This window comes from Spirosoma fluviale (assembly GCF_900230225.1).
GTDB classification, from domain to species: Bacteria; Bacteroidota; Bacteroidia; order Cytophagales; family Spirosomataceae; genus Spirosoma; species Spirosoma fluviale.
Genome location: NZ_OCNH01000001.1, coordinates 207,450 through 232,444 on the forward strand (window position 1 = coordinate 207,450; position 24,995 = coordinate 232,444).

21 protein-coding genes are annotated in these 24,995 nt (G+C 49.6%); 14 read left to right on the forward strand and 7 right to left on the reverse strand.

The features are described from left to right. Positions 1-143 precede the first annotated feature (143 nt). From CRO74_RS00860 to CRO74_RS00880, 5 genes are all read left to right on the forward strand, one after another. The gene (locus CRO74_RS00860) at positions 144-1,994 is read left to right on the forward strand and encodes an ABC transporter ATP-binding protein (protein WP_097124125.1); all 1,851 of its coding nucleotides are present in this window, start codon (positions 144-146) and stop codon (positions 1,992-1,994) included. A 59-nt stretch (positions 1,995-2,053) separates the two neighbouring features. After that, positions 2,054-2,308, forward strand: coding sequence for a type II toxin-antitoxin system Phd/YefM family antitoxin (locus CRO74_RS00865; RefSeq protein WP_097124126.1), 255 nt, complete (start codon positions 2,054-2,056; stop codon positions 2,306-2,308). Positions 2,309-2,315: 7 nt separating this feature from the next. Further along, a complete protein-coding gene (locus tag CRO74_RS00870) occupies positions 2,316-2,570 on the forward strand; it encodes a Txe/YoeB family addiction module toxin (RefSeq protein WP_012925007.1) in 255 nt (84 codons plus the stop codon). A gap of 45 nt (positions 2,571-2,615) precedes the next feature. Then, positions 2,616-3,224 (forward strand): hypothetical protein, encoded by a 609-nt coding sequence (locus tag CRO74_RS00875; RefSeq protein WP_097124127.1) that lies wholly within the window; start codon positions 2,616-2,618, stop codon positions 3,222-3,224. A 96-nt stretch (positions 3,225-3,320) separates the two neighbouring features. After that, positions 3,321-4,517 carry an OmpA family protein gene (locus CRO74_RS00880; RefSeq protein ID WP_097124128.1) on the forward strand — a complete coding sequence of 399 codons (1,197 nt, stop codon included), beginning with the start codon at positions 3,321-3,323 and terminating at the stop codon, positions 4,515-4,517. A 53-nt stretch (positions 4,518-4,570) separates the two neighbouring features. On the opposite strand, the gene CRO74_RS00885 is transcribed toward CRO74_RS00880, so the two are convergent. Both CRO74_RS00885 and CRO74_RS00890 read right to left on the reverse strand, forming a co-directional pair. Then, on the reverse strand, positions 4,571-5,965 hold the full coding sequence (locus tag CRO74_RS00885; protein WP_097124129.1) for a Gfo/Idh/MocA family oxidoreductase: 1,395 nt from the start codon (positions 5,963-5,965) through the stop codon (positions 4,571-4,573). Positions 5,966-6,020: 55 nt separating this feature from the next. Then, positions 6,021-6,809 carry an NIPSNAP family protein gene (locus tag CRO74_RS00890; protein WP_097125960.1) on the reverse strand — a complete coding sequence of 263 codons (789 nt, stop codon included), beginning with the start codon at positions 6,807-6,809 and terminating at the stop codon, positions 6,021-6,023. A 249-nt stretch (positions 6,810-7,058) separates the two neighbouring features. Here CRO74_RS00890 and CRO74_RS00895 point away from each other — a divergent pair, with 249 nt between their 5' ends. After that, complete coding sequence (locus CRO74_RS00895; protein ID WP_097124130.1) at positions 7,059-8,021, forward strand: alpha-E domain-containing protein; 963 nt, start codon at positions 7,059-7,061, stop codon at positions 8,019-8,021. Positions 8,022-8,105: 84 nt separating this feature from the next. Here the strand turns inward: CRO74_RS00895 and CRO74_RS00900 are convergent, their stop codons facing one another. The 4 genes from CRO74_RS00900 to CRO74_RS00915 form a co-directional block, all read right to left on the reverse strand. Continuing rightward, positions 8,106-8,879, reverse strand: coding sequence for a hypothetical protein (locus CRO74_RS00900; protein ID WP_097124131.1), 774 nt, complete (start codon positions 8,877-8,879; stop codon positions 8,106-8,108). Positions 8,880-8,989: 110 nt separating this feature from the next. Continuing rightward, a complete protein-coding gene (gene glgB / locus CRO74_RS00905) occupies positions 8,990-11,002 on the reverse strand; it encodes a 1,4-alpha-glucan branching protein GlgB (RefSeq protein WP_097124132.1) in 2,013 nt (670 codons plus the stop codon). Positions 11,003-11,190: 188 nt separating this feature from the next. Beyond that, complete coding sequence (locus CRO74_RS00910) at positions 11,191-12,849, reverse strand: putative maltokinase (protein WP_394341877.1); 1,659 nt, start codon at positions 12,847-12,849, stop codon at positions 11,191-11,193. Positions 12,850-13,094: 245 nt separating this feature from the next. Beyond that, positions 13,095-13,547, reverse strand: a complete 453-nt coding sequence (locus CRO74_RS00915) for a YybH family protein (RefSeq protein WP_097124134.1) — start codon at positions 13,545-13,547, stop codon at positions 13,095-13,097. Positions 13,548-13,668: 121 nt separating this feature from the next. On the opposite strand from CRO74_RS00915, the gene fabG reads away from it, so the two are divergent. From fabG to CRO74_RS00955, 8 genes are all read left to right on the forward strand, one after another. After that, positions 13,669-14,406 (forward strand): 3-oxoacyl-ACP reductase FabG, encoded by a 738-nt coding sequence (fabG, locus tag CRO74_RS00920; RefSeq protein ID WP_097124135.1) that lies wholly within the window; start codon positions 13,669-13,671, stop codon positions 14,404-14,406. A gap of 225 nt (positions 14,407-14,631) precedes the next feature. Further along, a complete protein-coding gene (locus CRO74_RS00925; protein WP_097124136.1) occupies positions 14,632-15,510 on the forward strand; it encodes a diacylglycerol/lipid kinase family protein in 879 nt (292 codons plus the stop codon). Between the two features lie 248 nt (positions 15,511-15,758). Continuing rightward, a complete protein-coding gene (locus CRO74_RS00930) occupies positions 15,759-17,870 on the forward strand; it encodes an ATP-binding protein (RefSeq protein WP_097124137.1) in 2,112 nt (703 codons plus the stop codon). 11 nt (positions 17,871-17,881) lie between these two features. Then, complete coding sequence (locus tag CRO74_RS00935) at positions 17,882-18,937, forward strand: DNA cytosine methyltransferase (protein WP_097124138.1); 1,056 nt, start codon at positions 17,882-17,884, stop codon at positions 18,935-18,937. A gap of 501 nt (positions 18,938-19,438) precedes the next feature. Beyond that, complete coding sequence (locus CRO74_RS00940; RefSeq protein WP_097124139.1) at positions 19,439-20,641, forward strand: argininosuccinate synthase; 1,203 nt, start codon at positions 19,439-19,441, stop codon at positions 20,639-20,641. Then, entirely contained in the window at positions 20,638-21,852 is a 1,215-nt protein-coding gene (locus CRO74_RS00945) for a glycosyltransferase family 9 protein (protein WP_097124140.1), read from the forward strand. The genes CRO74_RS00940 and CRO74_RS00945 overlap by 4 nt, the downstream gene beginning before the upstream one ends. A gap of 79 nt (positions 21,853-21,931) precedes the next feature. Beyond that, on the forward strand, positions 21,932-22,915 hold the full coding sequence (gene argC / locus CRO74_RS00950) for an N-acetyl-gamma-glutamyl-phosphate reductase (protein ID WP_097124141.1): 984 nt from the start codon (positions 21,932-21,934) through the stop codon (positions 22,913-22,915). 54 nt (positions 22,916-22,969) lie between these two features. Continuing rightward, positions 22,970-23,482 carry a GNAT family N-acetyltransferase gene (locus CRO74_RS00955; protein WP_097124142.1) on the forward strand — a complete coding sequence of 171 codons (513 nt, stop codon included), beginning with the start codon at positions 22,970-22,972 and terminating at the stop codon, positions 23,480-23,482. Here the strand turns inward: CRO74_RS00955 and CRO74_RS00960 are convergent. Then, complete coding sequence (locus CRO74_RS00960; RefSeq protein ID WP_097124143.1) at positions 23,453-24,940, reverse strand: gluconokinase; 1,488 nt, start codon at positions 24,938-24,940, stop codon at positions 23,453-23,455. The genes CRO74_RS00955 and CRO74_RS00960 overlap by 30 nt on opposite strands. Positions 24,941-24,995: the final 55 nt, after the last annotated feature.

The window sequence follows — 24,995 nt, forward strand, 5'->3', positions numbered from 1 at the left end:
TCGCGCCATCAACCAAGGGCAATTGAAAATTTGTCATGGCGTCTTTCGACCAGAAGAGAGTGAGGTTTAACGGGTAAGTTTCAGGAGTGGGCACCGGGAAAGGTTAATGAACTAATCCCCCGTTGGGCTTGTCTTTTTCGTATATGGCAAAAAAGGACATTCCACACGCTAACCCCGCTGATACCAAAGACCAGGTAAGCTGGCGTGAGCGCTTTGCGGCCCTGGGAAACCTGCCCGCATTTTTTAAATTGGTGTGGGAAGTTTCGCCGGGACTATTTCTCGGTAATGCTGCCCTGCGCCTGATTCGGGCCGCTATTCCAGCCGCTACACTCTACATTGGTAAGCTGATCATCGATCAGGTTGTTGCCCTGTCCAGGCAAACCACAACGGACGATACAAACTACATCTGGTGGCTCGTGGGTGCCGAATTCGGGCTAGCTATTCTCTCTACCGCACTGGGCCGGGCCGTCGCGCTGATGGATAGTTTGCTGGGCGATCTGTTCGCTAACCAGACCTCCATCCGGTTGATGGAACACGCGGCTACCCTCGATCTCGAACAGTTTGAAGACGCCACTTTCTACGACAAACTCGAACGCGCCCGCCGACAAACCACCGGCCGGACAGTGCTACTCTCCGGCGTTTTCGGGCAGGTGCAGGAGCTGATTTCAGTAGGGTTTCTGGCAGCCGGTCTGGCCGTTTATAATCCCTGGCTATTGCTGCTGATTCTGATAGCCGTTACGCCGTCGTTCATTGGTGATAATTACTTCAATCAGCGCAGCTACTCCCTCTCGCGCTCCTGGACGCCCGAACGGCGCGAACTCGACTACCTACGCTACATTGGAGCCAGTGACGAAACGGCGAAAGAGGTCAAGATTTTTGGTTTGTCGGGCTTTCTGATCGACCGATTCAGGGAATTGTCGTGGGGGTATTACCTTAAAAATCGAGCGCTGGCAATCAGTCGGGCGGGTTGGGGCACGTTGCTCACCGCGCTGGGTACCGCCGGGTATTACGGAGCCTACGTCTGGATTGTGATGCGGGCCGTGAGCGGGCAAATTTCGCTCGGCGACCTGACGTTTCTTGCCGGGTCGTTCCGGCAGGTGCGGGGTTCGCTGGAAGGGATTCTGCTTCAATTTAGCAGTCTGACACAGGAAGCAATCTATTTACAGGATTTGTTCGATTACTTCGCCATCAAGCCGCTGATTCATTCACCCAAAACAACCCGTCCGTTCCCCAATCCGATTCGGGAAGGATTTGTGTTTGAGAATGTCGGTTTTAAATACACCAACTCCGAACGTTGGGCCTTGCGTAATCTTTCCTTCACTTTGCAGGCGGGCGAAAAGCTGGCCCTTGTTGGTGAGAATGGCGCGGGCAAAACGACGCTTGTTAAACTGCTGGCTCGTCTTTACGACCCGGCCGAAGGGCGGATTTTGCTCGATGGCTTCGATTTGCGGGAATATGACCTGATGGAGCTTCGGCGGAATATTGGTGTTATTTTTCAGGATTATACCCGCTTCAAAATGTCGGCTGGAGTGAACATTGCCGTGGGTGACATCGACGAACGGACCAACCAACCACGTATCGAAACGTCTGCCCAACGCAGCCTGGCCGATACGGTCATTGCCAAACTCGCCGGTGGTTACGACCAGCAACTGGGTCGCTCGTTTGGCAAAGGCGTTGAACTATCGGGGGGCGAGTGGCAGAAAGTAGCGCTGGGACGGGCCTACATGCGCGATGCCCAGTTGATCATTCTGGACGAACCCACCGCAGCCCTCGACGCCCGCGCAGAGTACGAAGTGTTCCAGCGATTCGGGCAGTTAACCGACGGGAAATCATCGGTGATCATCTCGCACCGATTCAGCACCGTTCGTATGGCCGACCGGATTCTGGTGCTGGAAAACGGCACTCTGCTCGAAATCGGCAGCCATTATGAATTGCTGGAGAAAGACGGCCGCTACGCTGAGTTGTTTGGCTTGCAGGCGCGTGGGTACCAGTAAAAATAGGCTTGCTTTAGATGAAATAAGTACTTAAAATTGTACGTAAATAGTGATAAATCATGCAAGTTGTCAATTACACAGAGTTTCGGCGATCGATGAAAGCCAAACTTGATCAGGTTAGTGATGACGGTGATACGGTTATTATTAACCGCAGTGAAAATAAAAACGTCGTTTTAATTTCATTACGGGAGTATAATTCACTGAAGGAGACGCTTCATTTACTCAGTTCTGAAAAAAACCGTAACCGATTAATGAGCGCCATTGATCGCGCAGACCGAGGAGAGTTTGAGTCGCATCCACTGATAGAAGATTAAGCTACTAATGAACCTATCATGGGATAAGGATGCATGGGAGGATTACATTTATTGGCAGCAGACGGAAAAAAGTGTACTGCGTCGTATTAACGAACTCATCAAAGAATGCCTTCGAACCCCGTTTGAGGGCAAAGGAAAGCCAGAACCATTAAAGGAAAATTTGTCTGGGTTTTGGTCGAGACGAATCACCGATGAACATCGTCTCGTATACCGGGTCGAGGCTGACCGAATACATATCATCCAATGCCGGTTTCATTATTGAGGATAGCGCGGCCTTGCCTTATCCTAATTAACTCGTCTAACAACCATGAAAACTACCCTTGCCCTCATCGCCTTACAAGGCCTATTGGCCACCGCGTTTGCCCAAACGCCCACGGTTCCAGCTCCCGATATTCAAATTAAAACCGCTGTGCTGGCCGCTCCGGCTGATAAACGAGATGGTGCAACGGTGTACGGATACTCCGCCAAAAATGAGTTTGTCGTGCTGCGCAAAGGAACCAACGAACTCGTTTGCCTGGCCGATGATCCCGCTCAGAAAGGACTGAGCGTATCCTGTTACCACCGCGACCTCGACCCGTTTATGGAACGTGGTCGGGTACTGAAACAGGCAGGGAAAAAACCGGCTGAAATTCTGGCGATGCGTGAGCAGGAAGTAAAGGCGAAAAAGCTGACAATGCCCACCCATCCATCGTCGTTATTTTCCTACACCGCTAAAGACGAAGATTATGATGCCGCTACGGGTGAGGTAAAAGATGGGTATCTGCGCTCGGTTGTGTACATTCCATATGCTACCGCCGAAAGCACCGGTTTGCCACTAAAGCCCGAAGCACCCGGCATGCCCTGGATTATGGACCCCGGTACGCATCGGGCTCATATTATGATTAATCCGCCCGTGTCGACTACGGCGCATCATTAAGGGGAAAGTCAGATTGGGAGGCCGTAATCAGTCCCATAAACCGGCAAAACCTATAAGGTCTCGCAGACCTTATAGGTTTCTAATAACAGGCAACTTATGCTCCTTTCAAACGGAAAGCTATTTCTGGCGACAGTAGTCTATTTACTGGTTGTCAGCTCTGGTATGGCCCAGAGGAGGGAAGTTGATTACTCACGGATTAAAGCAACGCCCAGCGCCAGGCCAGTGATGGCTTCTCCTGTCGAATCCGGCCGGGCAACCAAACCCAGCATTCTGACAGTCAAAGCGTTTGCCGTCGACATTAGCAAACCTATGACATCGGCTATCGCCAGCATAACCTCCAAAGCAACGGGTAAGACGCAGCAGTTTTCGCTGGTAGACGGGCGTCTGGAACGTGTGTTTGAGGGACCCGATGTGTTAGCGATTGAGGTAAGTGGCGAGGGGTATACAACCGCTTTTCGAAGCATGACGATTGCTGTGTCACCGACGGGGAACCGCTATGAATTTGATGCCCAGCTGGATCCCGCCCCCATTAAACTAACCGTGTGGGCGGTCGATAGCCGGACAAACAAACTCATTCATGATGCCCGGTTTACGATCTCCGGCAAAGCGGGTAAGACAACGCTGTTACTAACGCCCGATTCAGTGACCGGTCTGGTTAAAACAGACCTGCCCGGTAGGGGAGTCTACCAGTTAACCAGTTCCGCCAATGGCTATGGGGATTTCACAAAGTCCATCAGGCTGGATAGTGTACAGAGTGAAGCACGGGTTATGTTAACGCCTAAAAAAACGCCGGACATTACAAAAACGCAGGCGCTTCCCGAAGCGGTGGTTAAATCGGCGAAGACGGCTTACGTGGAAACTCCCACCGCAAAACCAGCCCTAAAAGCGCCCGCTCTCTCCGCTAACCTCCGGATGCCAGCCGTGACGAACCAGCCGTTTGGCGCTATTGAAAAGGGAAAGGCTGTTACGCTTAAGAATATCTACTTCGATCAAAGCTCCCCCGTTCTGCGCCCGGAATCGTCCCCCGAACTCGATCAGCTGGCGGCTGTACTTAGCGAAAATCCGGCGTTGCAAATTGAAATCCGCGGCCACACCGACAACCAGGGCGATTTTGATTTAAACGTTAAACTCTCCCGAGACCGCTGCCAGGCGGTTATTGATTACCTGGCCGGTAAGGGAATCGCTAAAAGCCGGTTAAAAGCCGTCGGTCGTGGCCCCATTGACCCCGTTTCGCCAAACAGTAGCGAAGATAACCGAAAGAAAAACAGGCGGGTGGAGTTTGTGGCATTGTAATTCATACAGGTGGCCCTACGGGATTCATAATCCCGCAGGGCCACCTGTATGAATCAGGCAGTTTTTGGTTCCGGTCCCCGGAAAGCGTCTTTTTTGCTTACGGCGGGCAACTTGACCGGTTTCCCTTCCCGCGCCGATTGATAAATGGCCTCCATTATTTTCTGGTCCTGAAGCCCTTCTTCGCCGGGCGTGAACGGGACTTTATTCTCCAGAAGGCACTCCGAGAAGTGATCCATTTCGAGGGTGAAGTGGTCTTTGTCGGCAATTTTGTGTTGGATGATCTGATTTTCTTCGCCCTGCGCCTGACTGGTTTCCAACTGTAGACCGGTGTACGGGAAAGCCGGGTCCATTTTTATCCAGCCCGTATCGGCCAGAACCCGATAGCTCTTCTCGTCGTGATGCCCGTAGCTGGTAGCACAACTCGCCAGTACGCCACTTGGAAATTTCATCATCCAGTTTACCTGTTCCTCTACCTCCTTAAAACGTGGGTCGTTTGGCGTACTGTGAATATAACCCATTACTTCGGTTGGTTCTTCGGCCAGTACAAACCGGATGGTGTTCAGGCAGTATAGGCCCACATCCGGCAGAGAGCCGCCCCCGGCCAGGGCTTTGTTGAACCGCCAGTGCTTCGGGTTATCGGAGTTTTGGCCGTTGTTGGCGATAATGCTTTTCACCTTCCCGAATTTCTCGGTCTGGACCATCTCGCGCACCATCCTGTTATGAGGCTCGTACTGAATCCGGTAGGCGATCATAAGCTTACGGTCTGCTTTTTTGCAGGCGTCAATCATTGCCTGACATTCCTGGGCAGTGTTGGCCATTGGTTTCTCGCAGAGAATATGCTTGCCCGCCTGCGCTCCCCGGATGGTGTATTCGGCGTGCATTCCATTGGGCAGCACAATGTAAATGGCCTGCACCTCTTTGTTATCCTTCAGCTTGTCGTAATCGGCGTAGCTGTAACAGCTCGATTCCTTAATGCCATACTGAGCAGCTACCTTCTGCATTTTTTCGGGGCTTCCGCTCACCAGAGCCACCACTTTCGATTTTGTACAGGCACCAAAAGCGGGTAAAATCTGATTCAGGGTCAGGTGTCCGAGACCAACAAGGGCGTAACCTATGCGCTGATCTTCGGCCAGGGGCGTTGGTGTTGGGCCTTCCTGCTGTTCGGTTTTGGCTTTGATCTGCTCCAGTTCAATGGGCTTGGTGGAGTCGGCGGGAACGTCGGCCGGGGGAGAGGTGGCGGGTAGTTTGGGAACGGGCCCGCTGGGAGTACTGGCTGTTTCGACGGCGGTGTTACTGGCATCCGGTTTTTTTTCGCAGGAAGCCAGGGTGCTGCCCAGCGCACCAACGGCCAGCGTACGGCCGGTTAGCTGAAGAAAATCCTGGCGGGAGAGGGTAGATAGCGCCGGATTGCCAAATAGGTTAGTAACAAAACGATCAATCGGTTTCATAACGTTGTTTGTTTACGTCGTGAAACCGATTGATGAAAGGCGTTGTTTGCCCTGGTTATTTAATAGGCGAATAATCTGTAGGTTTCATGTAGACCGACTCAACTTTGGTGGTCAGTGACCCGCCGGCTTCTTTTTCCGATGCATCTTTGACCGCAATCCATTTTGGGTCTTTACGGAATTCTTCGAAGTGAGCTTTTCCTTCGGCTTCGCTGGGGTGAGCCAGGATGTACACCAGTTTGGATTGGGTAGCGGGATCTTTTTCCTGCGTCACCCAATACGCTACGTTGGTCATACCGTGTTTGCTGAACAGCTTCACCGTATGATCGCGGAAGCGTGACAGCAGGTTAGGCAGTTTGCCGGGAGTACATGTGTAGGTGCGTAACTCGAATGTTCGCTCCGGTGATTTCTGGCTTAGTTTCAGCTTGGGCGAAAAGTCGGCATCGGTCATGAAAATCTGATCGACATGGTCGACTAGTTTACCGTTGGCTTCGGTTTTGGCTACAACTGCTTTCCATTCGGGATCGCTGCCGAAGGCTTTCCATGAAGCATCACGAGCTTCGCGGCTGGGGTAGGCCAGAATATAGATTAATTCTTTACGACTCGTATCGGTTGGGGTCCAGTAACCGATATTCTCCATACCGTGCTTTTCGAAAATTTTGGTGGTATACTGACGAAAACGGTCGACTATTTCAGCATATTTACCAGGTGTTGGGTAATAAATTCTGACTTCGTAAAACTTGGAACCCGGTGCCGGGGCTGTAGATTTGCCGGGAGTAGTGGTTGCAAAAGCGGCCATGCTGAAAAGCAGGCTAAAAAGGCATAAGGAAACTAGCTTGTCTATCATAATATTGTAGAAACGTACGAATAAGGCGTTCTGCAATCAGAAGAGTAAAACATCCTTTTTCTAACCGCGTAAATTTTATATAAGGGTTGATGAATATGCCTGAATGAGTGCTATAGCGTGACAGGCAACGTTTTATCTTTCAAGTACTTGTTTTGTTTGTTGGTCTGATTTGGCCAATTTTTCTTGTTTAGTAGCGGTAAAGCCCTATTTTTGTTGGTCATCCACCGTTTTAACCCAATATTATACGTTATGCTGAGCCGCGTTGCCAATTCTGTTTACTGGATGCACCGATACATTGAGCGGGCCGAAAATTATGCCCGTTTCATGAGTGTGAATTTTAACCTGGCACTCGATTTGCCCCCCAACGTGGATCAGCAGTGGGAGCCTTTGTTGATTGCCACCGCCGATCACGACTTATTTACGAAATATTATCAGCAGCCTACGCGGGAGAATGTCATTCATTTTATGACCTTCGATAAGCGTAACCCCAACTCCATTGTGGCTTGCCTGAGCAACGCCCGTGAGAACGCCCGCACTATCCGTGAGGTGATTTCGAAAGAAATGTGGGAGCACCTGAACCAGTTTTATCTGATGGTGCGCGATACCTCGCCCAAGCAGCAGTGGGAGGAAATTGAAACCCAGCATTTCTTTACCGAGATTCGGAACAGTACCCAGCTTTTCTATGGTATTATCGACGCCACCATAACCCGCAACGAAGCCTGGCATTTTGGGCGGCTGGGCCGGTTTCTGGAGCGAGCCGATAAAACGTCCCGGTTTCTGGATGTGAAATATTTTACCCTGCTGCCCGAAATAGAAGCCGTTGGTTCTACCATCGATTTAATGATCTGGTCGGCCGTATTAAAGTCGGTCAGTGCGTACAACATGCATCGTCAGCAGTATCGGTCACTGTCGCCGTCCAGCATTGTCGAATTTCTGATTCTGGACCGGATGTTTCCCCGTTCCGTAGCGCATTGCATCCGGCAGGCGGAGTTGTCGCTTTATGAAATTTCTGGCAATAACATCGCACACGGTTTTGGGAACTCAGCAGAGCGGACAATGTCCAAACTACGCTCGGAGATTGAGTTCACCGACACGGCAGATATCTTTAGTGGGGGATTGCATCAATACCTTGATAACTTTCAGACGCGTACCAACGAAATTGGGGCCGCTATCTTTCAAACGTATTTCGACCTGAAACCAGTAGAAGTTTAGTAAGTAGGGGAGTAAGTGGAGTGGTAAAGTAGTGGAGTAAGTGAGGGTCGTTCTACTGCACTTATTCCACTACTCCCCACTCCACTACTGAAAGACGGGCAAGGTTACGGCAAAGTAAGCCATACCCGCCCGATTCCTAAATCGATTGTTGTCTGCAATAACATCACGGTTTGAGACGGTTGTTTCGGTGGTAAGCCATTGGTAACCCAGTTTAATGCCCATGCGCTGACTCACGCGATAGCGGGCGTAAATTTCGGTGGCCAGTGTGCCCCGGTCGTTATCGCCCAGTAAGCGCACGTTGAACGTACTGGGCTTTGCATCTTGGAAGGTGTTGGCACCCTGAAAGTAAGTTGTCGTTGAATCGGCACCCGTGCTGGAGGTTATTTTATATTGACCCGTCGACGACATATAACGGCCCAGTCGTGACTTGCCGAAAGCGATTCCCAGCAAATCGGCACTGCCCCCAATTTCCAGTCTTCCTAAATTAAGCTGCGCCCGAAATCCAATATTGAGCGAAGTGTTCGTGATGTAATCATACCGAACCGTATCGATGTTATTGGTGATGAGCGGGGCGGTAAGCGCACCCAGGCCGCTTTTGCCACGGGTTAAGCGGGCGGGTGCCGTGTAGTAATTCAGATTGTCGCCGTAAAAAGCGCCTAAACGAGCCGTCCAGCCCAGAGAGAGCAACTTACGTTCACCGACGTGAATTAGCTGGTAGTAGGTAATAGACGGATTGTACTTATTTTTCGAGTAAGCCATCCCTAAGTCATAACCACTGCTAAGTCGAGCCGAAACGGGCGATTGCGCAACTGCAAAAAGTGGTACTAGCGTTAGCAATGCAATGAGTGTTTGCTTCATCAATAAATTAAGGTGTTGTAGGGCAAAGATAGAGAAGGATAAACGGGTAATAAAAAAGGAAGTGGGTAGCCCATGTGTACACAGGCTACCCACTTCCTTTTTAGTCTTTCCTAAATCATTTTTAAAACGACAGCTCCCAGCGGAGGAACGTTTACGTCGATGGATTGCGGACGACCGTGCCATACCTGTTCATAACTGGCAATGGGCTCCGAATTGCTGACGCCACTCCCGAAGAACTCAACGGCATCGCTATTAAATACTTCCCTGTATGAGCCCGCCGACGGTACGCCTATGCGATAACCGGAACGTGGAATGGGGGTCATATTTAGGATAATCAGCAAGTTGTCTTCCGGACGGTTGCCTTTTCGAATGTAGGTGATAACGCTGTTCTCGCGGTCACTTGTGTCGATCCACTCGAAACCATCAGCGCTGAAATTGCGCTCATACATGGCCGGTTCAGCTTTATAAAGCGCATTCAATGCTTTTACGCAGGCGGCCATACCTTTATGTGGCCCATATTCGAGCAAATGCCAATCCAGACTGGAATCGAATTTCCACTCCGATGTTTGACCGAACTCACCACCCATGAAGAGCAGTTTAGTGCCCGAATGCGTAAACATGTAGGAGAAGAGCAACCGTAAATTAGCAAATCGCTGCCATTCATCGCCGGGCATTTTACCAATCAGCGAGTGCTTGCCATACACAACCTCATCGTGTGAGAGGGGTAGCATGAAGTTCTCCGTAAAGGCATAAACGGTACTGAAAGTTAACTCGTCCTGATGGAATTTGCGGAAAGCCGGGTCGCGCTGGAAATACCGAAGCGTGTCGTTCATCCAGCCCATCATCCATTTCATCCCGAAGCCAAGTCCACCCATGAAAACCGGCCGCGATACGCCCGGAAAAGCGGTCGATTCTTCGGCGATGGTTTGCGTATCGGGGAATTCCTTATAAACCGCTTCGTTGATTTCCTTGATGAGCGAGATGACATCCAGATTCTCGCGGCCACCAAACTCGTTCGGTTCCCACTCGCCCGCATTGCGCGAATAGTCCAGATACAGCATGGAGGCAACGGCATCTACGCGCAAACCATCGGCGTGGCAACGGTCGAGCCAGAACATGGCGTTGCTGAGCAGGAACGAGCGGACTTCTGGTCGGCCATAGTTAAAAATATAGCTTTTCCAGTCGGGATGATACCCTTTGCGTGGGTCTGGATGTTCGTACAGGTGCGAGCCATCGAACTCATACAGGCCATTGGCGTCGCCGGGGAAGTGGGAGGGAACCCAGTCCAGTAACACCCCAATACCCGCCTGGTGAAGCCGTTCGATGAGTTTCATAAACTCCTGAGGTGTACCAAAACGGCTGCTGGGTGCATAATAGCCGGTAATCTGATAGCCCCAGGAAGGCGCGTACGGATACTGCATGACCGGCATGAACTCAACGTGCGTGAAGCCCATGTCCTGTAGATAAGGCACCAGCGCATCGGCAATTTCACCATACGTCAACTCGCGCTCCGGATTGCCGGGATCACGTCGCCACGAGGCCATGTGCATCTCGTACACGGAAATCGGCGCGTTGAGGGCGTTTTTGGCAGCCCGGTTGGCCATCCATTCCTGATCCTGCCATTCGTAATAGGTATCCCAAATGACCGAAGCTGTTTTGGGCGGCACTTCCCACCAGTGAGCATAAGGGTCGCCTTTTTCGACTTCGCGTCCGCCTTCGTGGATAATAAAATATTTGTAGGTTTCGCCCCGGCCGATGTTCGGAATGAACACCTCCCAGATACCCGACGAATCCCAGCGAACATTCATGGAATGACTGCCTTTATCCCAGCCGTTGAAATTACCGATAACGGCAACATAGCGGGCCGAGGGTGCCCACACGGCAAAATAGGTGCCTATAACACCGTTGTGCTCAACGACGTGAGCGCCAAATTTATCGTATAGCTTCTGATGCTTCCCACTCCGGAAGAGGTGAATATCGAAATCAGAGAAGCGGGAGTAAACCCCATCCTGGTGGGTCGGCTTGTCCGACGAGGCCGGTTGGCTCGTAACTTGTTCGGGTAAAGCAGGCTGCACCGCTTGTTCGGTTTCGGCCGAGGGGGTTGGAGTTTTGCGTTTTGCCATTGTTGGAACTAAATAGATACGTTATTGAACGTGATCAGCGGCTGAAAGTTAGAAAAAATCCTCACCGTTCGCAGATACATGATCTCAATTTATAGGGTCGCTGCCCCGCCTTCCTACGAAAAACCGGGGCCTGTTCTTAAATCAGCGCATTCGTGTAACGGGCTTGCCGCTGTATTTTACCTGATCAACTAGTCGCGTTTTGTTTGTAGCAGGCCCGTTTGCAGCATGGGTACGTTGGGCGCGACCTCGCCATCGCTCAGCCGGATTTTTTCGATCTCACGGATTACATCAATGATACCTTTCAGCGGGATTTTAACCCACGAGGGGCGGTAACTAATTTCGTACCCCAATTCGTACACGGCCTTTTCGAGCAGGTAGATAAGAAGCAGGAAATTGATTTCGCTGTTGTTTTTGAAAAGCGGGTGAGGAGCACCAAATACGTCCAGATACGCATCCAGAAACGTATCCCGAATCAGGTAAAACCACCGATCCGATACGCGCTGCAGGTGGTCGGGGTCAAGTTCGTCGGTTTCGACGGAGTTGAACAGCTTAGCCGAAACGGCGTAGTGGTACGACCGAATCATACCTGCCACATCTTTAAGCGGTGAGTGCTTGATCTTTCGTTCGGCAATGCTGCTCTCGGGTTCGCCCTCGAAGTCGATGATCACAAAGTCGTTTTCCGTTGCCAGTACCTGCCCAAGGTGATAATCGCCGTGGATTCGGATGCGTTGCGAACTGAGGGGGCGGGTGCGGAAGTCGGCAATGAAGGTATCGATCATCTCTTTCGCTTCCATAAATACCCAGGCCAGCCGCTGCGCCTGCAAATCGAGTTTGGTATAATTGTCGATCAGCAGCGCATACCGGCGTTCGAGCAGATCCTCTAACCGTTTGATCAGAAACTCGCGGTACTCGTCGGTAAACGGCTCGGGTTCAAAAGCCGGATCGGTTGGAGCGTTGGGTTTAGACGGTTTGTACAGGGCGCAGTGCATCTCGCCCGTTCGGCGGCCCAGCAGTTCCACTTTATCGAACACATCTTCTCGAATGGCGAACAGCCGTTGCGGAACGGCGTAGAGAAAATCGTTGAGGTAATCGCCGGTTTGCATCCACGAATCCTTGTCATTAGGCACCATCCGTTGCACCATTCCGAGCGTAATATCCGGTCGGTCACTTCCCTGCCAGATAATGCTGCCACCGAAAGCAGGGATGTGTTCGAAGTTGCTTTCGTCGGTCAGAAACGCTACCATATCGACTTCCGGGTTCGTTTCCTGAAAGAGTTTTCGGTATAGTTTCAGGAAGTATTTATCACCGAAGGTCATGGCCGAGTTGCTTGAGTCGACAGGCAGCACCCGCGATGGAAGCCGTTCATCGCCCTCATCGAGCCCCTTGCCCCGGTGAAACGTTAGGGTTCCATCGGTTTGCGGCATTATCTGATTCTGATAAATAGCAGTGAACAGGACTTCCCGAAACCGTTCGTCATAGATCGCGTCGATGAGCATACCGGTTTCTTTCCCAATGGTGATGTCGTCGCTGATTCGGGCTTTTTCGGGAATGGTCGCCGGTTGAAACGATAGGGTATGTGTTGTATGATCGGTTAGGAAAGAAATGGGCAATAAATACGTTTCAGGTCCGCCATCGGCGTAGGTCGATTCCAGAATGAGGAGATACGCCACATCGCCATCCGGAAGAGCCAATGTATGAACTGTTTTTACCGAAAAGCCGGTTTGTTGCCTGGCTTTCCCCGCAAACCACCGACAGGTGTTGACATAAGGAGGAAACAGGCTTTGCGCCAGAATTGCCCAAAAGTGAGGGTCTGAGTGAGCATTGTGCCAGGCAGTATCGGAAGTCATGGGTTGCGTAATCAGCATGAGTAGCGTTCAGAGGTACCGTCTATTCAAGCAGTTTTGACACGGTATTGTTTTTTAGCTTTTACGTAACAAAGGCCAAAAATTTCTTGAATATATAATAAAAAACTTCGCAAGTAAACCAAAGGTTTATACGTGTAAGCTAAAGCGGCTTTAGCTTATAGTTTAAATAAATGCATTCACAGAAATGGTTGAGTCTGACAATCAGCCGTCTCAGGCCTGATTAATGGCTAACTTGTATGGTCGCTTACGATTACCCAGCGGTTATTGATTTTTCGCCAGAGTAAGGTAAAGTACCCTTCCGCATCGCCAATTTGGGGGCGGGTGAGGTGAAAACGGCCAATCACATAGGCCACGGTGGGCGTCTGGAAGTTTAGCTCCAGAACATCAAACTTAAGCGTGCCCATCGATGCCCGGCTGGGGTAGCGCTTTTTGTAATTAGCGAGCGTTGGCTGATACCCATACGTAATACCGGCCTTGCCGATGAATGTCAGCGAGTCGGAATTCCAGTAAGCCACCATAAACCGGTCGATACGTCCGGCGTTCCAGTCGTCGGTTTGCCGTTTCAGGATTTCGAGAATGGCCCGTCGTTCGCGGTTATCGGCCAGTGTCTGCGCTGTAGGCTGACTCAGAGCCGGGAAAGCGAGCAGGAAAAGGAGGAGTGTAGTGGTGAGTTGTTTCATAAAGAAAGCGTTTTGACTAAAGCTATCATATACATTCCATAACCCAAACAATGTTGGTGAATCGAATGGAATTTTGCGTTATTCGCTCATTCAATGCTAACGGATTTCCTGCTGACAGGTTATGAGATTACAGAATAAAATTGCCATTATTACCGGGGCTGCCCGGGGCATCGGACAGGCAGCTGCCGAGGTGTTTTGCCGCGAAGGAGCCACCGTTATCATCTGGGATTTGCTGGATGAAGGTGAAGCCACCGCCCAGTCACTGCGCGACCGGGGGTTTGCCTGCGTTTTCCAGCACGTGAGCACAACGGATGTGCCCGGTATTGAAGCAGCCGCCCGCTCTGTACACGAGCAGTATGGCCGGATCGATATTCTGATTAACAACGCCGGGATCACACGTGATAAAACCCTGCTGAAAATGTCATTTGCCGACTGGCAGCAGGTGATCGACGTAAACCTGACGGGTGTTTTTAACTGCACAAAAGTGGTGGCACCGTACATGGTGGAGCAGAAATACGGGCGAATTATCTGTACGTCGTCGATCAACGGAGTTCATGGTGCTTTTGGACAAACCAACTACGCAGCCGCCAAAGCGGGTATCATTGGCATGGTGCGGTCATGGGCCAAAGAGCTGGGTCCGAAAGGCATTACCGCTAATGCGGTAGCGCCGGGTTTTATCCAAACCGCTATGACCGATGCCATGCCCGATGAGGTACGCAACCAGGCCGTGGCAACCATTCCGGTTCGGCGCATTGGCAAGCCCGAAGACATTGCCAACGCGTATCTGTTTCTGGCTTCGGACGAGGCCTCATTTGTGAATGGACACGTATTGGCCGTCAACGGTGGGCAGGCGTTGTAGCTTGCCCCGATGATGCCAGATGCTCACATCTGGCATCATCGGTTTAGAACCCAAAAACTGAATACCCAAAACCTACCGTTATCTTTGTCCCCGTATCTAGCGTAACGATTTATGAAAAAGGTCCGGAAGTTTTACAACGATTACAAACCATACATCTTTTCCGATGGTTGGTACTATATTTTTATCGTTGTCTTTATTTTAATCTTATTTATTTTCTTCTCCTGAGTGAGCAGTCGTTCAGCCGTTCTGGCTATCATCAATCCGCTTTCCGGTACAACCTCCGTTGCGCAGAAAGCCCTGCTTCAGGATGCGTTTATGCGTCGCGCTGAAGCGCTCGATTATGCACCCGAAGCTATTTTTACCACGCACCCCGGCCATGCTACCGAACTTGCCACCGATGCCGTGAAGCGGGGGGTCAATCGGGTGCTGGCCATTGGGGGCGATGGTACCATCAACGAAACGGCTCAGGCCCTCCGTCGATCAGCTACGGCATTGGGCATTGTGCCCATTGGTTCCGGCAATGGGCTGGCCCGGCATCTGGGAATTCCGCTTGCTCCGCCGAAAGCCATTGAACGCGCCCTGACCGGACGACCGGTGGTGATTGATAGTGGCGAAATAAACGAGCATCCGTTTTTCTGTACCGCCGGACTTGGATTTGAGGCTTATGTAGCCCACGCCTTCGCCCGGCAACCCGTCCGTGGACTGCCAACTTACATTCGTACGGCGTTTAACGCGTTTCTGGGGTATAAGCCCCCGGTATTTTTGCTGGATGGGCAGAAGCAGAAGCTCTTCTCGCTCACGTTCGCCAATGCGGGGCAGTTCGGGAATAATGCCTGGATGGCCCCGACCGCCAACATCGCCGACGGTAGGCTGGAGCAGTGCGAAATTCGTCCCTTTCCCACCCAGGCCGCTGGTGTCCTCACCTGGCGGTTATTCAACAAGACGCTCAATCAATCACCTTACTGGCGCGGAACATCTGTAACGAAAGCCACCGTAGAAGCCGACGGCCCCGTACTGATTCATGCCGATGGTGAGCCGCTGACGCTGCCTGCCGGTCAGGTTAACGTGCGGGTACTGCCGGGGAGTTTACTGGTGCTGCTTTGAGAGGGTGAAGAAAGGTTGGCTTTTTAGCTTAAGGGTGTCAACGTTATTTTCTAATCTTCAACACTTAAGTGAAAAATAAATATTTTGCCAACTAACTGTAAGTTAGTTAGATAGCTTAAAGTTTTTAGTAAGAGAGTAGAATACTTATAATGGTCTTACTTTTGTACATAGTTGATTTCTTGTTTTTAAATATTTCTCTTCTGTTTTTGCAGAATCTCTGATTACACACCAGAATAGCCCTTTTCCACATGAATGCAAGCCAAGATTCAGGTAATACTGATACGAGGTTAAAAATGAAATTTGCCGGGAGATTTATTGACCTTCTTGGCCAAGATATGTACGGGGGACCTGTTCCTGCCGTTGCTGAATTAATTGCAAATGCATGGGATGCAGATGCTACTAAAGTTGAAATCAGCGTTCCAGCAGACCCTACATCTCCAGGAGCCGAGATCATTGTAAAAGACTACGGAATAGGTATGACATTCAATGAAATCAATAATTACTATCTGCAAATAGGATATGAGAGAAGAAGAAGAGGTGAGAAAACAGCTAATGGGCGGCTTGTTATGGGTCGTAAAGGAATCGGTAAGCTGGCTGGATTTGGTATTGCAGAGGATATTGTAGTAAAAGCAGTGAAAGATGGGCGTGTAGTTCAATTTACACTTAACTACAACGATTTGCGGGGCCGTGATGATTTGCAAGAGTTTTACATTGAACCAGAAATAGACAATACTACTGATGAATCCTCTGGAGTAACAATAACCTATAGAAGGCTTAAGCTTCATAATCGCATTAATATGCAATCATTTATGACAAGTATGGCAAGGCGATTCGCTATACGGTCTGATGTGATGGAAGTGATAATCAATGGAGTTCCTTTAAGCAAAGAAAATCTCGATTTTGAGCATAGAATACCAGCAGATGATGGATGGGAAGAGTTGAATATTCCTGATGTTGGTCATATAAGTTATTGGTTTGGCTTTCTTAAAGTCCCCATTAATGACTCTGAGTTAAAAGGAATCTCAATATTTGCACACGGGAGGATTGCTCAAACAACTCCATTTCTTTTTAACCTTAGCGGAGGCATAAATGGACAGGTTGGACTTGAGTATCTGACTGGTCAAGTTAAAGCTGAATTTCTTGACTCAGAGAAGGATTATATAGCCACGGACAGACAAACTGTCAATTGGCAATATGATAAAGCAAAGGATTTTGAAAAATGGGGACAAGCTATGATAAAACAGCTTTGCTCTGACTGGAAAAAAAGGAGAACAAGTAGTCAACTGGCTAATTTTAGACATACGTTTAGCCAATATAACGAACGGATTGACAGACTTGCAAAGCAAGAGAGGGAAGATCTATTATTAGCTTTAGATAAAGTTGCTGAAATAGAACGTATCAATGAAGGAGACTTTAAAATAATTGCTTCCTCAATGATTTCGGGCGTAGAACGGGAAAGTGTAAAAAAGGTAATTAAAAAAATAAATGCTACAGATGAAAATTCTTTAGCTAGCCTGATTGAAGCTGTTCACGAATGGGATGTAATTGCAGCGGTTTCAACAGCAGAAGTTATTGCTGGTAAAATTGAAATTATAAACCAGTTTGATAAATACATCAAGGCAAGATTGCCAGAAAAGGCTGGTAAAGGAAAGCCTGATATGCAAACTTTTCTTAAAGATCACCCTTGGCTACTTGGTCATGAATATGAGCATCTAGTTCCTGCTGATTTTCATCATGAGCATGGGGTGGATAAATGGATCGAAGATGTTCTAATTCAAACAGACAAAGAGTACAAAAGAGATGATGATCGTGATGGTCGTAGGTTTGATCTTCTATGTATCAGAGACGATACCAGAATCATAGTACTTGAATTAATGGCACCTGGGCTTACTGCGGACTATGACCATTTGATGAGGTTAAATAGATATGTTACTCGTATTCAAGCAGCTATTTCTGATCAAGGAACTACAAATGAATTTAGAAACAAATCAGTCTATGGGCAATTGATTGCTGATAATTTGGCAAAAGATAGTTCGCTCAATTCAACACTAACCCAATTAAGAAGCAGTCTTGATGCTGTTACTTGGGGAGGGCTATTTAGAAATGTTAAAACTAGATATAAAGAGTTTTTTGACTTCTTAAAACAACGAGCACCAGAGCATCCAATAATAAAAGACGTAGAAATAAGACTAGATGATGAGTCACCCCTAGTACCAGCATATGTTGGTCCGATCGCTGTTGCTGACTCCTCAGTTGTCATGCCAATTTCTGATGCCGCTGATACCGTAGTTGTTGTTGCACCAACTGCTACTGCCGATGGTAATACCGCCAGTGCTGATACTCCACCTGCAATAAGTTAATTTTTCGATTGATGAAAAGAAAATTCACTGCCATCGACCTGTTCTCCGGTTGCGGAGGCTTGTCTCAAGGTATGATAGATGCTGATTTTGAAGTAATAGCGTCTGTTGAAATAAATTCAGACGCTATTAAAGCATATTCACTGAATCACCCAAACACAACTCTAATTCAACAAGATATTAGAGAAATAGATACAAAATCAATTAAACGTTTGCTTAAACGTAGACCCTTACATTTGCTAGCAGGATGCCCACCTTGTCAAGGATTTTCAAAGGTTCGAAAACTCAACCGAAAAGATGAAGTTTTTGATGTTAGAAACGATTTAGTTCTTGAATATTTTCGTTTCGTTAAGGAGCTAATGCCAATCACAATTATGATGGAAAATGTTCCTGGTTTAGAAACGTATGATGTATTTATTGAAATAACAAAGGAATTACAAGCTCTTGGATATAAATTAGATATTCAAGTTGTAAATGTAAAAGATTATGGCGTTCCACAAAGTCGTGAAAGGTTAGTTATGGTAGGATCATTAATAGGGGCAATTAAGATTGCACCAGGAACTGGAGAAAAGAAAACTGTACGTGATTACATTGAGAAACTTGAGTCTATTTCTGAGACAACTGATGCTCTCCATAAAATTGTTGCAGTTCATACTCCAGAAGTTTTAAATAGAATAAAGTTGACTCCTAAAAATGGGGGTAGTCGAAAAGATTTACCTGAGGAGTATACTTTAGATTGCCATAAAAAGCCAAACGTTGGCTTTAATGATATTTACGGGAGATTAAGATGGGACGATTATTCAACAACTATAACAGGGGGGTGCCTTAATCCTTCGAAGGGTCGTTTTTTACATCCAGAGGAAGATCGGGTAATAACACCACGTGAAGCCGCTTTGCTCCAGTCTTTTCCGCCCAACTATAAGTTTCCATTAGACATACCTAAGGCCGCAATTGCACTTTTAATAGGTAATGCTCTTCCACCAAAATTTAGCTACCAACAATGTGACAATCTGAAGAGTCATTTGAAAGCGAAATTAACTGAGCGAATGTCTCCTCCTGAAAAAAGTTAACTATTTTTAGAACTGATCTTCTTGAAGAATCGGAGCTATTAGTGGTTCCGATTTTTTTATTCTGTAGGTTTTGATCTTAGCTTTATCTCTCTAGTGCATTCAGTTTTTCTTATAAAATGGGTAAGTAGCCATTAGTATTATATTTTTAGTTACCTAGTCTACAAATCATGTCTTATACTCCTTGAAAAGCTAAAATTGCAATATTCTCATCTCCCAGAATAAACTCTGGGACTTGACGGGAGAGATAAAGGAGGGAAATATGGCTTTTTTATAGAAACCGTACCTGTCTCTATTTGTAGTTTCAAGAGTGTTTCGTGATAGCTTGAACGCCCATGTCTGATAAGTGATTTATCTTAAGCAAAGCCTCTTGTTGGCAGTCCCACGCCACGGATAAACGAAAGGATACGAATTCAGTCGGGTTTTTCGTGAACAAGCCCGATATTTGTGCCACCAAAACCATTCCGACAACGAGCGAGTCATTGCCCGGCGTCTTTCTCTCTAATGTCTCAAAAAGTAGTTCTCGCCTTTAGCGGAGGTCTCGATACCTCCTTCTGTGTTAAATATTTGTCTGAAGATCGTGGCATGGATGTTTATTCGGTGCTGGTCGATACAGGCGGTTTTTCGGATGCCGAGCTCAAAGCGATTGAGGAACGGGCCTATTCATTAGGGGTTAAGTCTCATGTAACCATCTCGAAGACAGACGACTATTACCAGCAATGCCTGAAGTTTCTGGTGTATGGTAATGTCTTGAAAAACAACACCTACCCGCTCAGCGTAAGCGCCGAGCGGATTTTTCAGGCCATTGCTGCCGCCGAATACGCCCGCGAAATTGGCGCGTCGGCCATTGCGCACGGGAGTACGGGTGCGGGTAACGACCAGGTTCGTTTCGATATGGCGTTCCGCATCATTGCACCCGACGCCGAAGTGATCACCCCCATTCGGGACCTGCGCCTGTCGCGCGAAGCCGAAATCGAATACCTCAAAGCCAAAGGTGTTGATCAGGAGTGGCATAAAGCGGCCTATTCCATCAACAAAGGACTCTGGGGAACATCGGTAGGCGGTAAAGAAACGCTGACATCGGATCAGTTCCTACCCGAATCGGCCTGGCCAACGCAGGTGACCAAATCGGACCAGGAAACGATTACGATCACGTTCCAGCACGGTGAAATCAAAGGTATTTCCGGCGCATTTGGCGACGAGACCTACAACAATCCGGTCGATGCCATTCGTAAACTAACCGAACTGGCTGGTCCGTTCGGTATTGGCCGCGACATTCACGTGGGCGACACCATCATTGGCATCAAAGGCCGGGTTGGATTCGAAGCCCCCGCGCCCCTGATTATTATTAAAGCGCACCATACCCTCGAAAAGCACGTGCTGGGCAAATGGCAGTTGTACTGGAAAGAGCAGCTGGCCAACTGGTACGGTACCATGCTCCACGAAGGCCAGTTTATGGACCCCGTTATGCGCAACATCGAAACCTTCCTGGCCGATTCGCAGGCGCATGTGTCGGGTAAAGTGCATGTGCTGCTGGCACCCTACCGGTTCCAGGTGATGGGTATTGAGTCGGATCATGATCTGATGTCGTCGAAGTTCGGTTCGTATGGCGAAATGAACAACGCCTGGACGGGCGACGACGTGCGCGGCTTCTCGAAAGTAGCCTCCAATCAGGTGATGATCTACGAGAAAATCAACAACCAGTGATTGGAAAAGCGCGGAAATATTGCGCTCCCCGGAGCATTGCCTATCCGTTGCAACTGCTTGATATAGTAGTGGATGCCTACGCCAGTAGGTCTGTGCGTAAGCAGGATAGCGTGCCCGTTACCGATGAGCCAGCCATTCTCCTGATGACCTCCGGGCATCTGGGCGATGCGCTGATTCTGTCGTACACCTTTCCGTTGATCAGGCAGCAATACCCCAATGCCCGGATTGACATACTGGCCGGTAGCTGGTGCGATCCCATTTGGCAGGATAACCCGTACATACGGCGGGTTATCCACCTCAATCATATCGGAACAAGTCGTCGGCCGCTGTCCAAACTTCAGAAATGGCAGGATTTCTGGCAAACAACCAAAGCGGCCATAAAAACGCTCAGCGACACCGTTTACGATTATTCCGTTGATATTCGCTTCTCGGATTCGCCCATGCATTTTATCCTGCCTTACTTAAAGGTTAAGCGTAAAATTGGCTATGGAACAAGGGGCTTTGGCGGTCTGCTGGATGATGAGTTTTTCATGCCGGATGAAGAAGTTCATAACGTTGACCTGATTCTGCGACTCCTGAAACCCATGGGCGTTGAGGCTAGACTGGAAACCATTGAACCTTACTTCGTTCATCCGCCCGAATCCCCCGAGCAGTTATGGGCCAAGCTGGGTTTTCCAGTGCCTGCGTATAAACCCATTCTGATTTGTCCTGAGTCGGGAGATCCCATCCGGATGCTGCCGGTTGACTACTGGTGCGAGTTATCAACCCAACTGCTTCAGGAAAGTCAAAATCCACTGGTATTCAGCGGGCAGAAAGCATTTACGGCGGAGGTGTACGAACGGGTTCGTGCAACGAATCCAACGGCTGTTGACAGGCTGATTTCTGGTGTCAATAAATTATCCCTTCAGGATATGGCCAGCCTGAGTGAACAGTCACAGGCTGCCTTTACCCTCGATTCGCTACCGATGCATCTATGCTGTCTGGGTTGCCCGACCTTGTCGTTTCAGAAGAATGGCATGGGTATTCAGTTCTTCCCCATTTCCAGCAAGCGAACCCTGGTAATTCACAATCATGAATTAAGCCGCTCATTAACGCTCGACCGGCCGGGATTTGAAAGTGAATATGTGACGGCTTTCGATGAAAGCGTATTGAATCGGGCGCTGGTCTGGTTTCGCGCAATTAGAGAGCAAAGCCAGGTATCGGCTACTTAAATGCGGTTTGCAAAGCCGGTGTCAGAGGTGAGACTGGCAGTACATTGAATCAATAAATGAACGCGGTCGTTACAAAAACATGGAAAAAATAAACGTTGGTATCATTGGTGGAGCCGGGTATACGGGAGGTGAGTTGCTTCGTATTTTGATCAATCACCCGTTTGTAAATGTGGCCTTTACACACAGCAAAAGTCAGGCGGGCAAACCCGTTTGGGCTACGCATACCGATCTGCTGGGTGATACCGACCTCACCTTTTCGGGTGAAGAAATTAGTGAATTGCTAGCGCAGGACGGCCTGGATGCTATTTTCCTATGTTCTGGGCATGGGGCTTCGGCAACGTTTATGGCGGAGCACGAGGTGTCCGACGATATTGCCGTAATTGATCTCAGTGCCGATTTTCGGGATGAGCACGACGATTTCGTGTATGGCTTGCCGGAACTCAACCGGGAGCGTATTCAGGAAGCCATGCGCATTGCCAATCCCGGCTGCTTTGCCAGTAGTATCCAACTGGCGCTGTTGCCCCTGGCAAAAGCCGGTAAACTGACCGACGACGTCCACGTAAGTGCCATAACCGGCAGCACGGGCGCGGGTCAGGCGCTTGTACCCACAACCGGCTTTACCTGGCGCAATAACAACGTTTCGATTTACAAAGCCTTCACGCACCAGCACCTGGCCGAAATACGCCAGAGTTTGACGCAGCTGGAGCCTGATTTTACGGCTGCCATCAATTTCATTCCTTACCGGGGCGATTTCACGCGGGGCATCATGGCCAACGTTTACACGCCCTTTGCCGGAACCCTGGACGAAGCAAAGCAGCTATACCGGACGTATTACGAAAGCCACCCGTTCACCCACGTCAGCGATGCGCCGGTGGATGTAAAGCAGGTCGTGAACACCAACAAATGCCTGGTGCATCTGGAAGTACACGATGGCCAGCTGCTGATTACGAGCGTAATCGACAACCTTACCAAAGGGGCCTCAGGTCATGCCGTCCAAAACCTGAATCTGGTATTTGGTTTGCCGGAAGACACCGGACTTCGGCTGAAATCAGTCGCGTTTTAATTGACGTATTAAGGCCAGGCCGGAGCTTGGCCCAGACAGGTTTATTATTGAGCAATGATCGAAACGGTACGACTGAGGCTTTCAATGTTTACGCTTAACGATGCTCCATTCATACTGGAGTTGCTGAACATGCCTGCCTGGCTGGAGTTTATCGGCGACCGGGGTGTGCGGACGCTTCAGGACGCCGAGAACTATCTCATCACCGGTCCGCTGACGAGTTATGAACAGCTTGGTTACGGGGCGTATCGGGTATGGGTAAAGGCCAGCGGTCAGCCTATTGGCATGTGTGGTTTGTTCAAACGCGAGATGCTGGATGCGCCGGATATCGGATTTGCGTTTTTGCCGGGTCATACGGGAACGGGCTACGGCTACGAAGCGGCTTCGGCGGTGATGACGTACGCCCGCGAAACACTGGGCATCAGTCGGATTCTTGGTTTCACCAGCCCCATGAATCAGCCGTCTATCCATTTGCTCGAAAAGCTGGGGCTACGTTTCGAGAAAAAAATCATGTACAAGGGTGACGGCGAAGAGAGTCTGTTATTTGGTACGCCCGCTATCGACATATAGTATTTTCTGAGCTTCCTGCCATTTCGTGAACTCCTTCCGGTATAATGTATGGCGGTCCAGGTCGGGCTGGAACGTCTGCCCAAAAGCAACCTGTTCAGCAGCTTCATCCAGCGTTTTTACCGCACCGATGGCTTTCATCGTCAGAAGTATGGCCCCCATAGAGCCGCTTTCGTTGCTGGCGTTGAGTCGCACCGGAACGCCCGCCATATCGGCCAGCATTTGCACCCAAAGGTCCGACTGGGCAAAGCCACCGTTGGCATGAATAACCCTGGCGGGTCCCGTATGGTCGATCAGCAGTTCATTAATACTAAGCAAATTGAATAAAACCCCTTCCAGCGCAGCCCGGATAAAATGGGCTCTCGTATGCTGCCAGTCGACATTCAGGTAAGCGCCCCGAACAGAAGCGTCCCACAATGGAGCCCGTTCGCCCTGCAAATAGGGGAGGAACAGCAACCCATCGGAGCCGGGGTCGATGGTAGCGGCTTCGGCCAGAACGGCGTCTGTCTCCTGTAATGTTAGTTTTTCGGTGAGCCATTCCAGTATGTTGCCTCCGTTATTGGTCGGGCCGCCAACCACATAATAGCCTTCGTCCAGAAAGTAACAGAATAGACGAAGTTCAGCATCGCGCAGGGGTTTGCGGACCGTCTGGCGGATGGCTCCGCTGGTACCGATGGTGAGCGTGGCCGTTCCGGCTTTGATGGCCCCCGCACCCAGATTGGCCAGACAGCCATCCGACGCGCCAATAACCAGTGAAACGCCCGCCTGGAGTCCCGTTCCGGCGGTTTCCGGTCCTGGCTGGTACGATCGCTGAGACGTTGTCGGGACAGGTGTCGATAACTGATCCGCCCGGACACCGGCGAATTTCAGCGCTAGGTCACTCCATTCCCGTTTGCTTTCGTTAAAGAGTCCCGTAGCGGTAGCAATGGAGAAATCAACCTCAAACTGACCGGTTAGTTTATGCCACAAAAATTCCTTGATCGAGCCGAAACGGGCCGTCCGGCGCAGCAGTCGTGGGTCGTTTTCGCGAAGCCAGGCCAGTTTGCAAAGCGGAATCATCGGGTGAATAGGCGTTCCGGTTTGGGCGTAAATAGCCTTTCCCAGTTCTGCCTGGGTTGTTCGCAGCGCCTTTGCCTGTTCCTCTGCCCGGTTGTCAGACCAGAGAATGGCATTTCCAATGGGCGACCCGTCGGCGTTCATGGGCAGTAGGCTGTGCATGGCCGTACAGAAGGCGATATGCGTAATGACATGCCCACCCTCCGCAGCTTCGCGACTGACTTCGGCAACGACCTGTACAAAAGCCGCCCAAATTTCGGCCGGGTCCTGCTCGGCATAGCCGGGTTCGGGGTTGAGGGTCGTGACGGGAGCAGAGGCATGAGCCAGAATCTGACTTAAATCCGGCGACATAGCCAACGCTTTAACATTCGTCGTACCGACGTCAACACCCACAAAGCAATTCATAAACGAAAGATTGAAAAAGGTTTTGCCACAGAGTTACACAGAGGGTAAAAGAGAT

Coding starts and splice junctions, on each gene's coding strand:
- CRO74_RS00860 (WP_097124125.1), top strand. CDS start 144: ATGGCAAAAAAGGACATTCCACACGCTAACCCCGCTGATACCAAAGAC.
- CRO74_RS00865 (WP_097124126.1), top strand. CDS start 2,054: ATGCAAGTTGTCAATTACACAGAGTTTCGGCGATCGATGAAAGCCAAA.
- CRO74_RS00870 (WP_012925007.1), top strand. CDS start 2,316: ATGAACCTATCATGGGATAAGGATGCATGGGAGGATTACATTTATTGG.
- CRO74_RS00875 (WP_097124127.1), top strand. CDS start 2,616: ATGAAAACTACCCTTGCCCTCATCGCCTTACAAGGCCTATTGGCCACC.
- CRO74_RS00880 (WP_097124128.1), top strand. CDS start 3,321: ATGCTCCTTTCAAACGGAAAGCTATTTCTGGCGACAGTAGTCTATTTA.
- CRO74_RS00885 (WP_097124129.1), bottom strand. CDS start 5,965: ATGAAACCGATTGATCGTTTTGTTACTAACCTATTTGGCAATCCGGCG.
- CRO74_RS00890 (WP_097125960.1), bottom strand. CDS start 6,809: ATGATAGACAAGCTAGTTTCCTTATGCCTTTTTAGCCTGCTTTTCAGC.
- CRO74_RS00895 (WP_097124130.1), top strand. CDS start 7,059: ATGCTGAGCCGCGTTGCCAATTCTGTTTACTGGATGCACCGATACATT.
- CRO74_RS00900 (WP_097124131.1), bottom strand. CDS start 8,879: ATGAAGCAAACACTCATTGCATTGCTAACGCTAGTACCACTTTTTGCA.
- glgB (WP_097124132.1), bottom strand. CDS start 11,002: ATGGCAAAACGCAAAACTCCAACCCCCTCGGCCGAAACCGAACAAGCG.
- CRO74_RS00910 (WP_394341877.1), bottom strand. CDS start 12,849: ATGACTTCCGATACTGCCTGGCACAATGCTCACTCAGACCCTCACTTT.
- CRO74_RS00915 (WP_097124134.1), bottom strand. CDS start 13,547: ATGAAACAACTCACCACTACACTCCTCCTTTTCCTGCTCGCTTTCCCG.
- fabG (WP_097124135.1), top strand. CDS start 13,669: ATGAGATTACAGAATAAAATTGCCATTATTACCGGGGCTGCCCGGGGC.
- CRO74_RS00930 (WP_097124137.1), top strand. CDS start 15,759: ATGAATGCAAGCCAAGATTCAGGTAATACTGATACGAGGTTAAAAATG.
- CRO74_RS00935 (WP_097124138.1), top strand. CDS start 17,882: ATGAAAAGAAAATTCACTGCCATCGACCTGTTCTCCGGTTGCGGAGGC.
- CRO74_RS00940 (WP_097124139.1), top strand. CDS start 19,439: ATGTCTCAAAAAGTAGTTCTCGCCTTTAGCGGAGGTCTCGATACCTCC.
- argC (WP_097124141.1), top strand. CDS start 21,932: ATGGAAAAAATAAACGTTGGTATCATTGGTGGAGCCGGGTATACGGGA.
- CRO74_RS00955 (WP_097124142.1), top strand. CDS start 22,970: ATGATCGAAACGGTACGACTGAGGCTTTCAATGTTTACGCTTAACGAT.
- CRO74_RS00960 (WP_097124143.1), bottom strand. CDS start 24,940: ATGAATTGCTTTGTGGGTGTTGACGTCGGTACGACGAATGTTAAAGCG.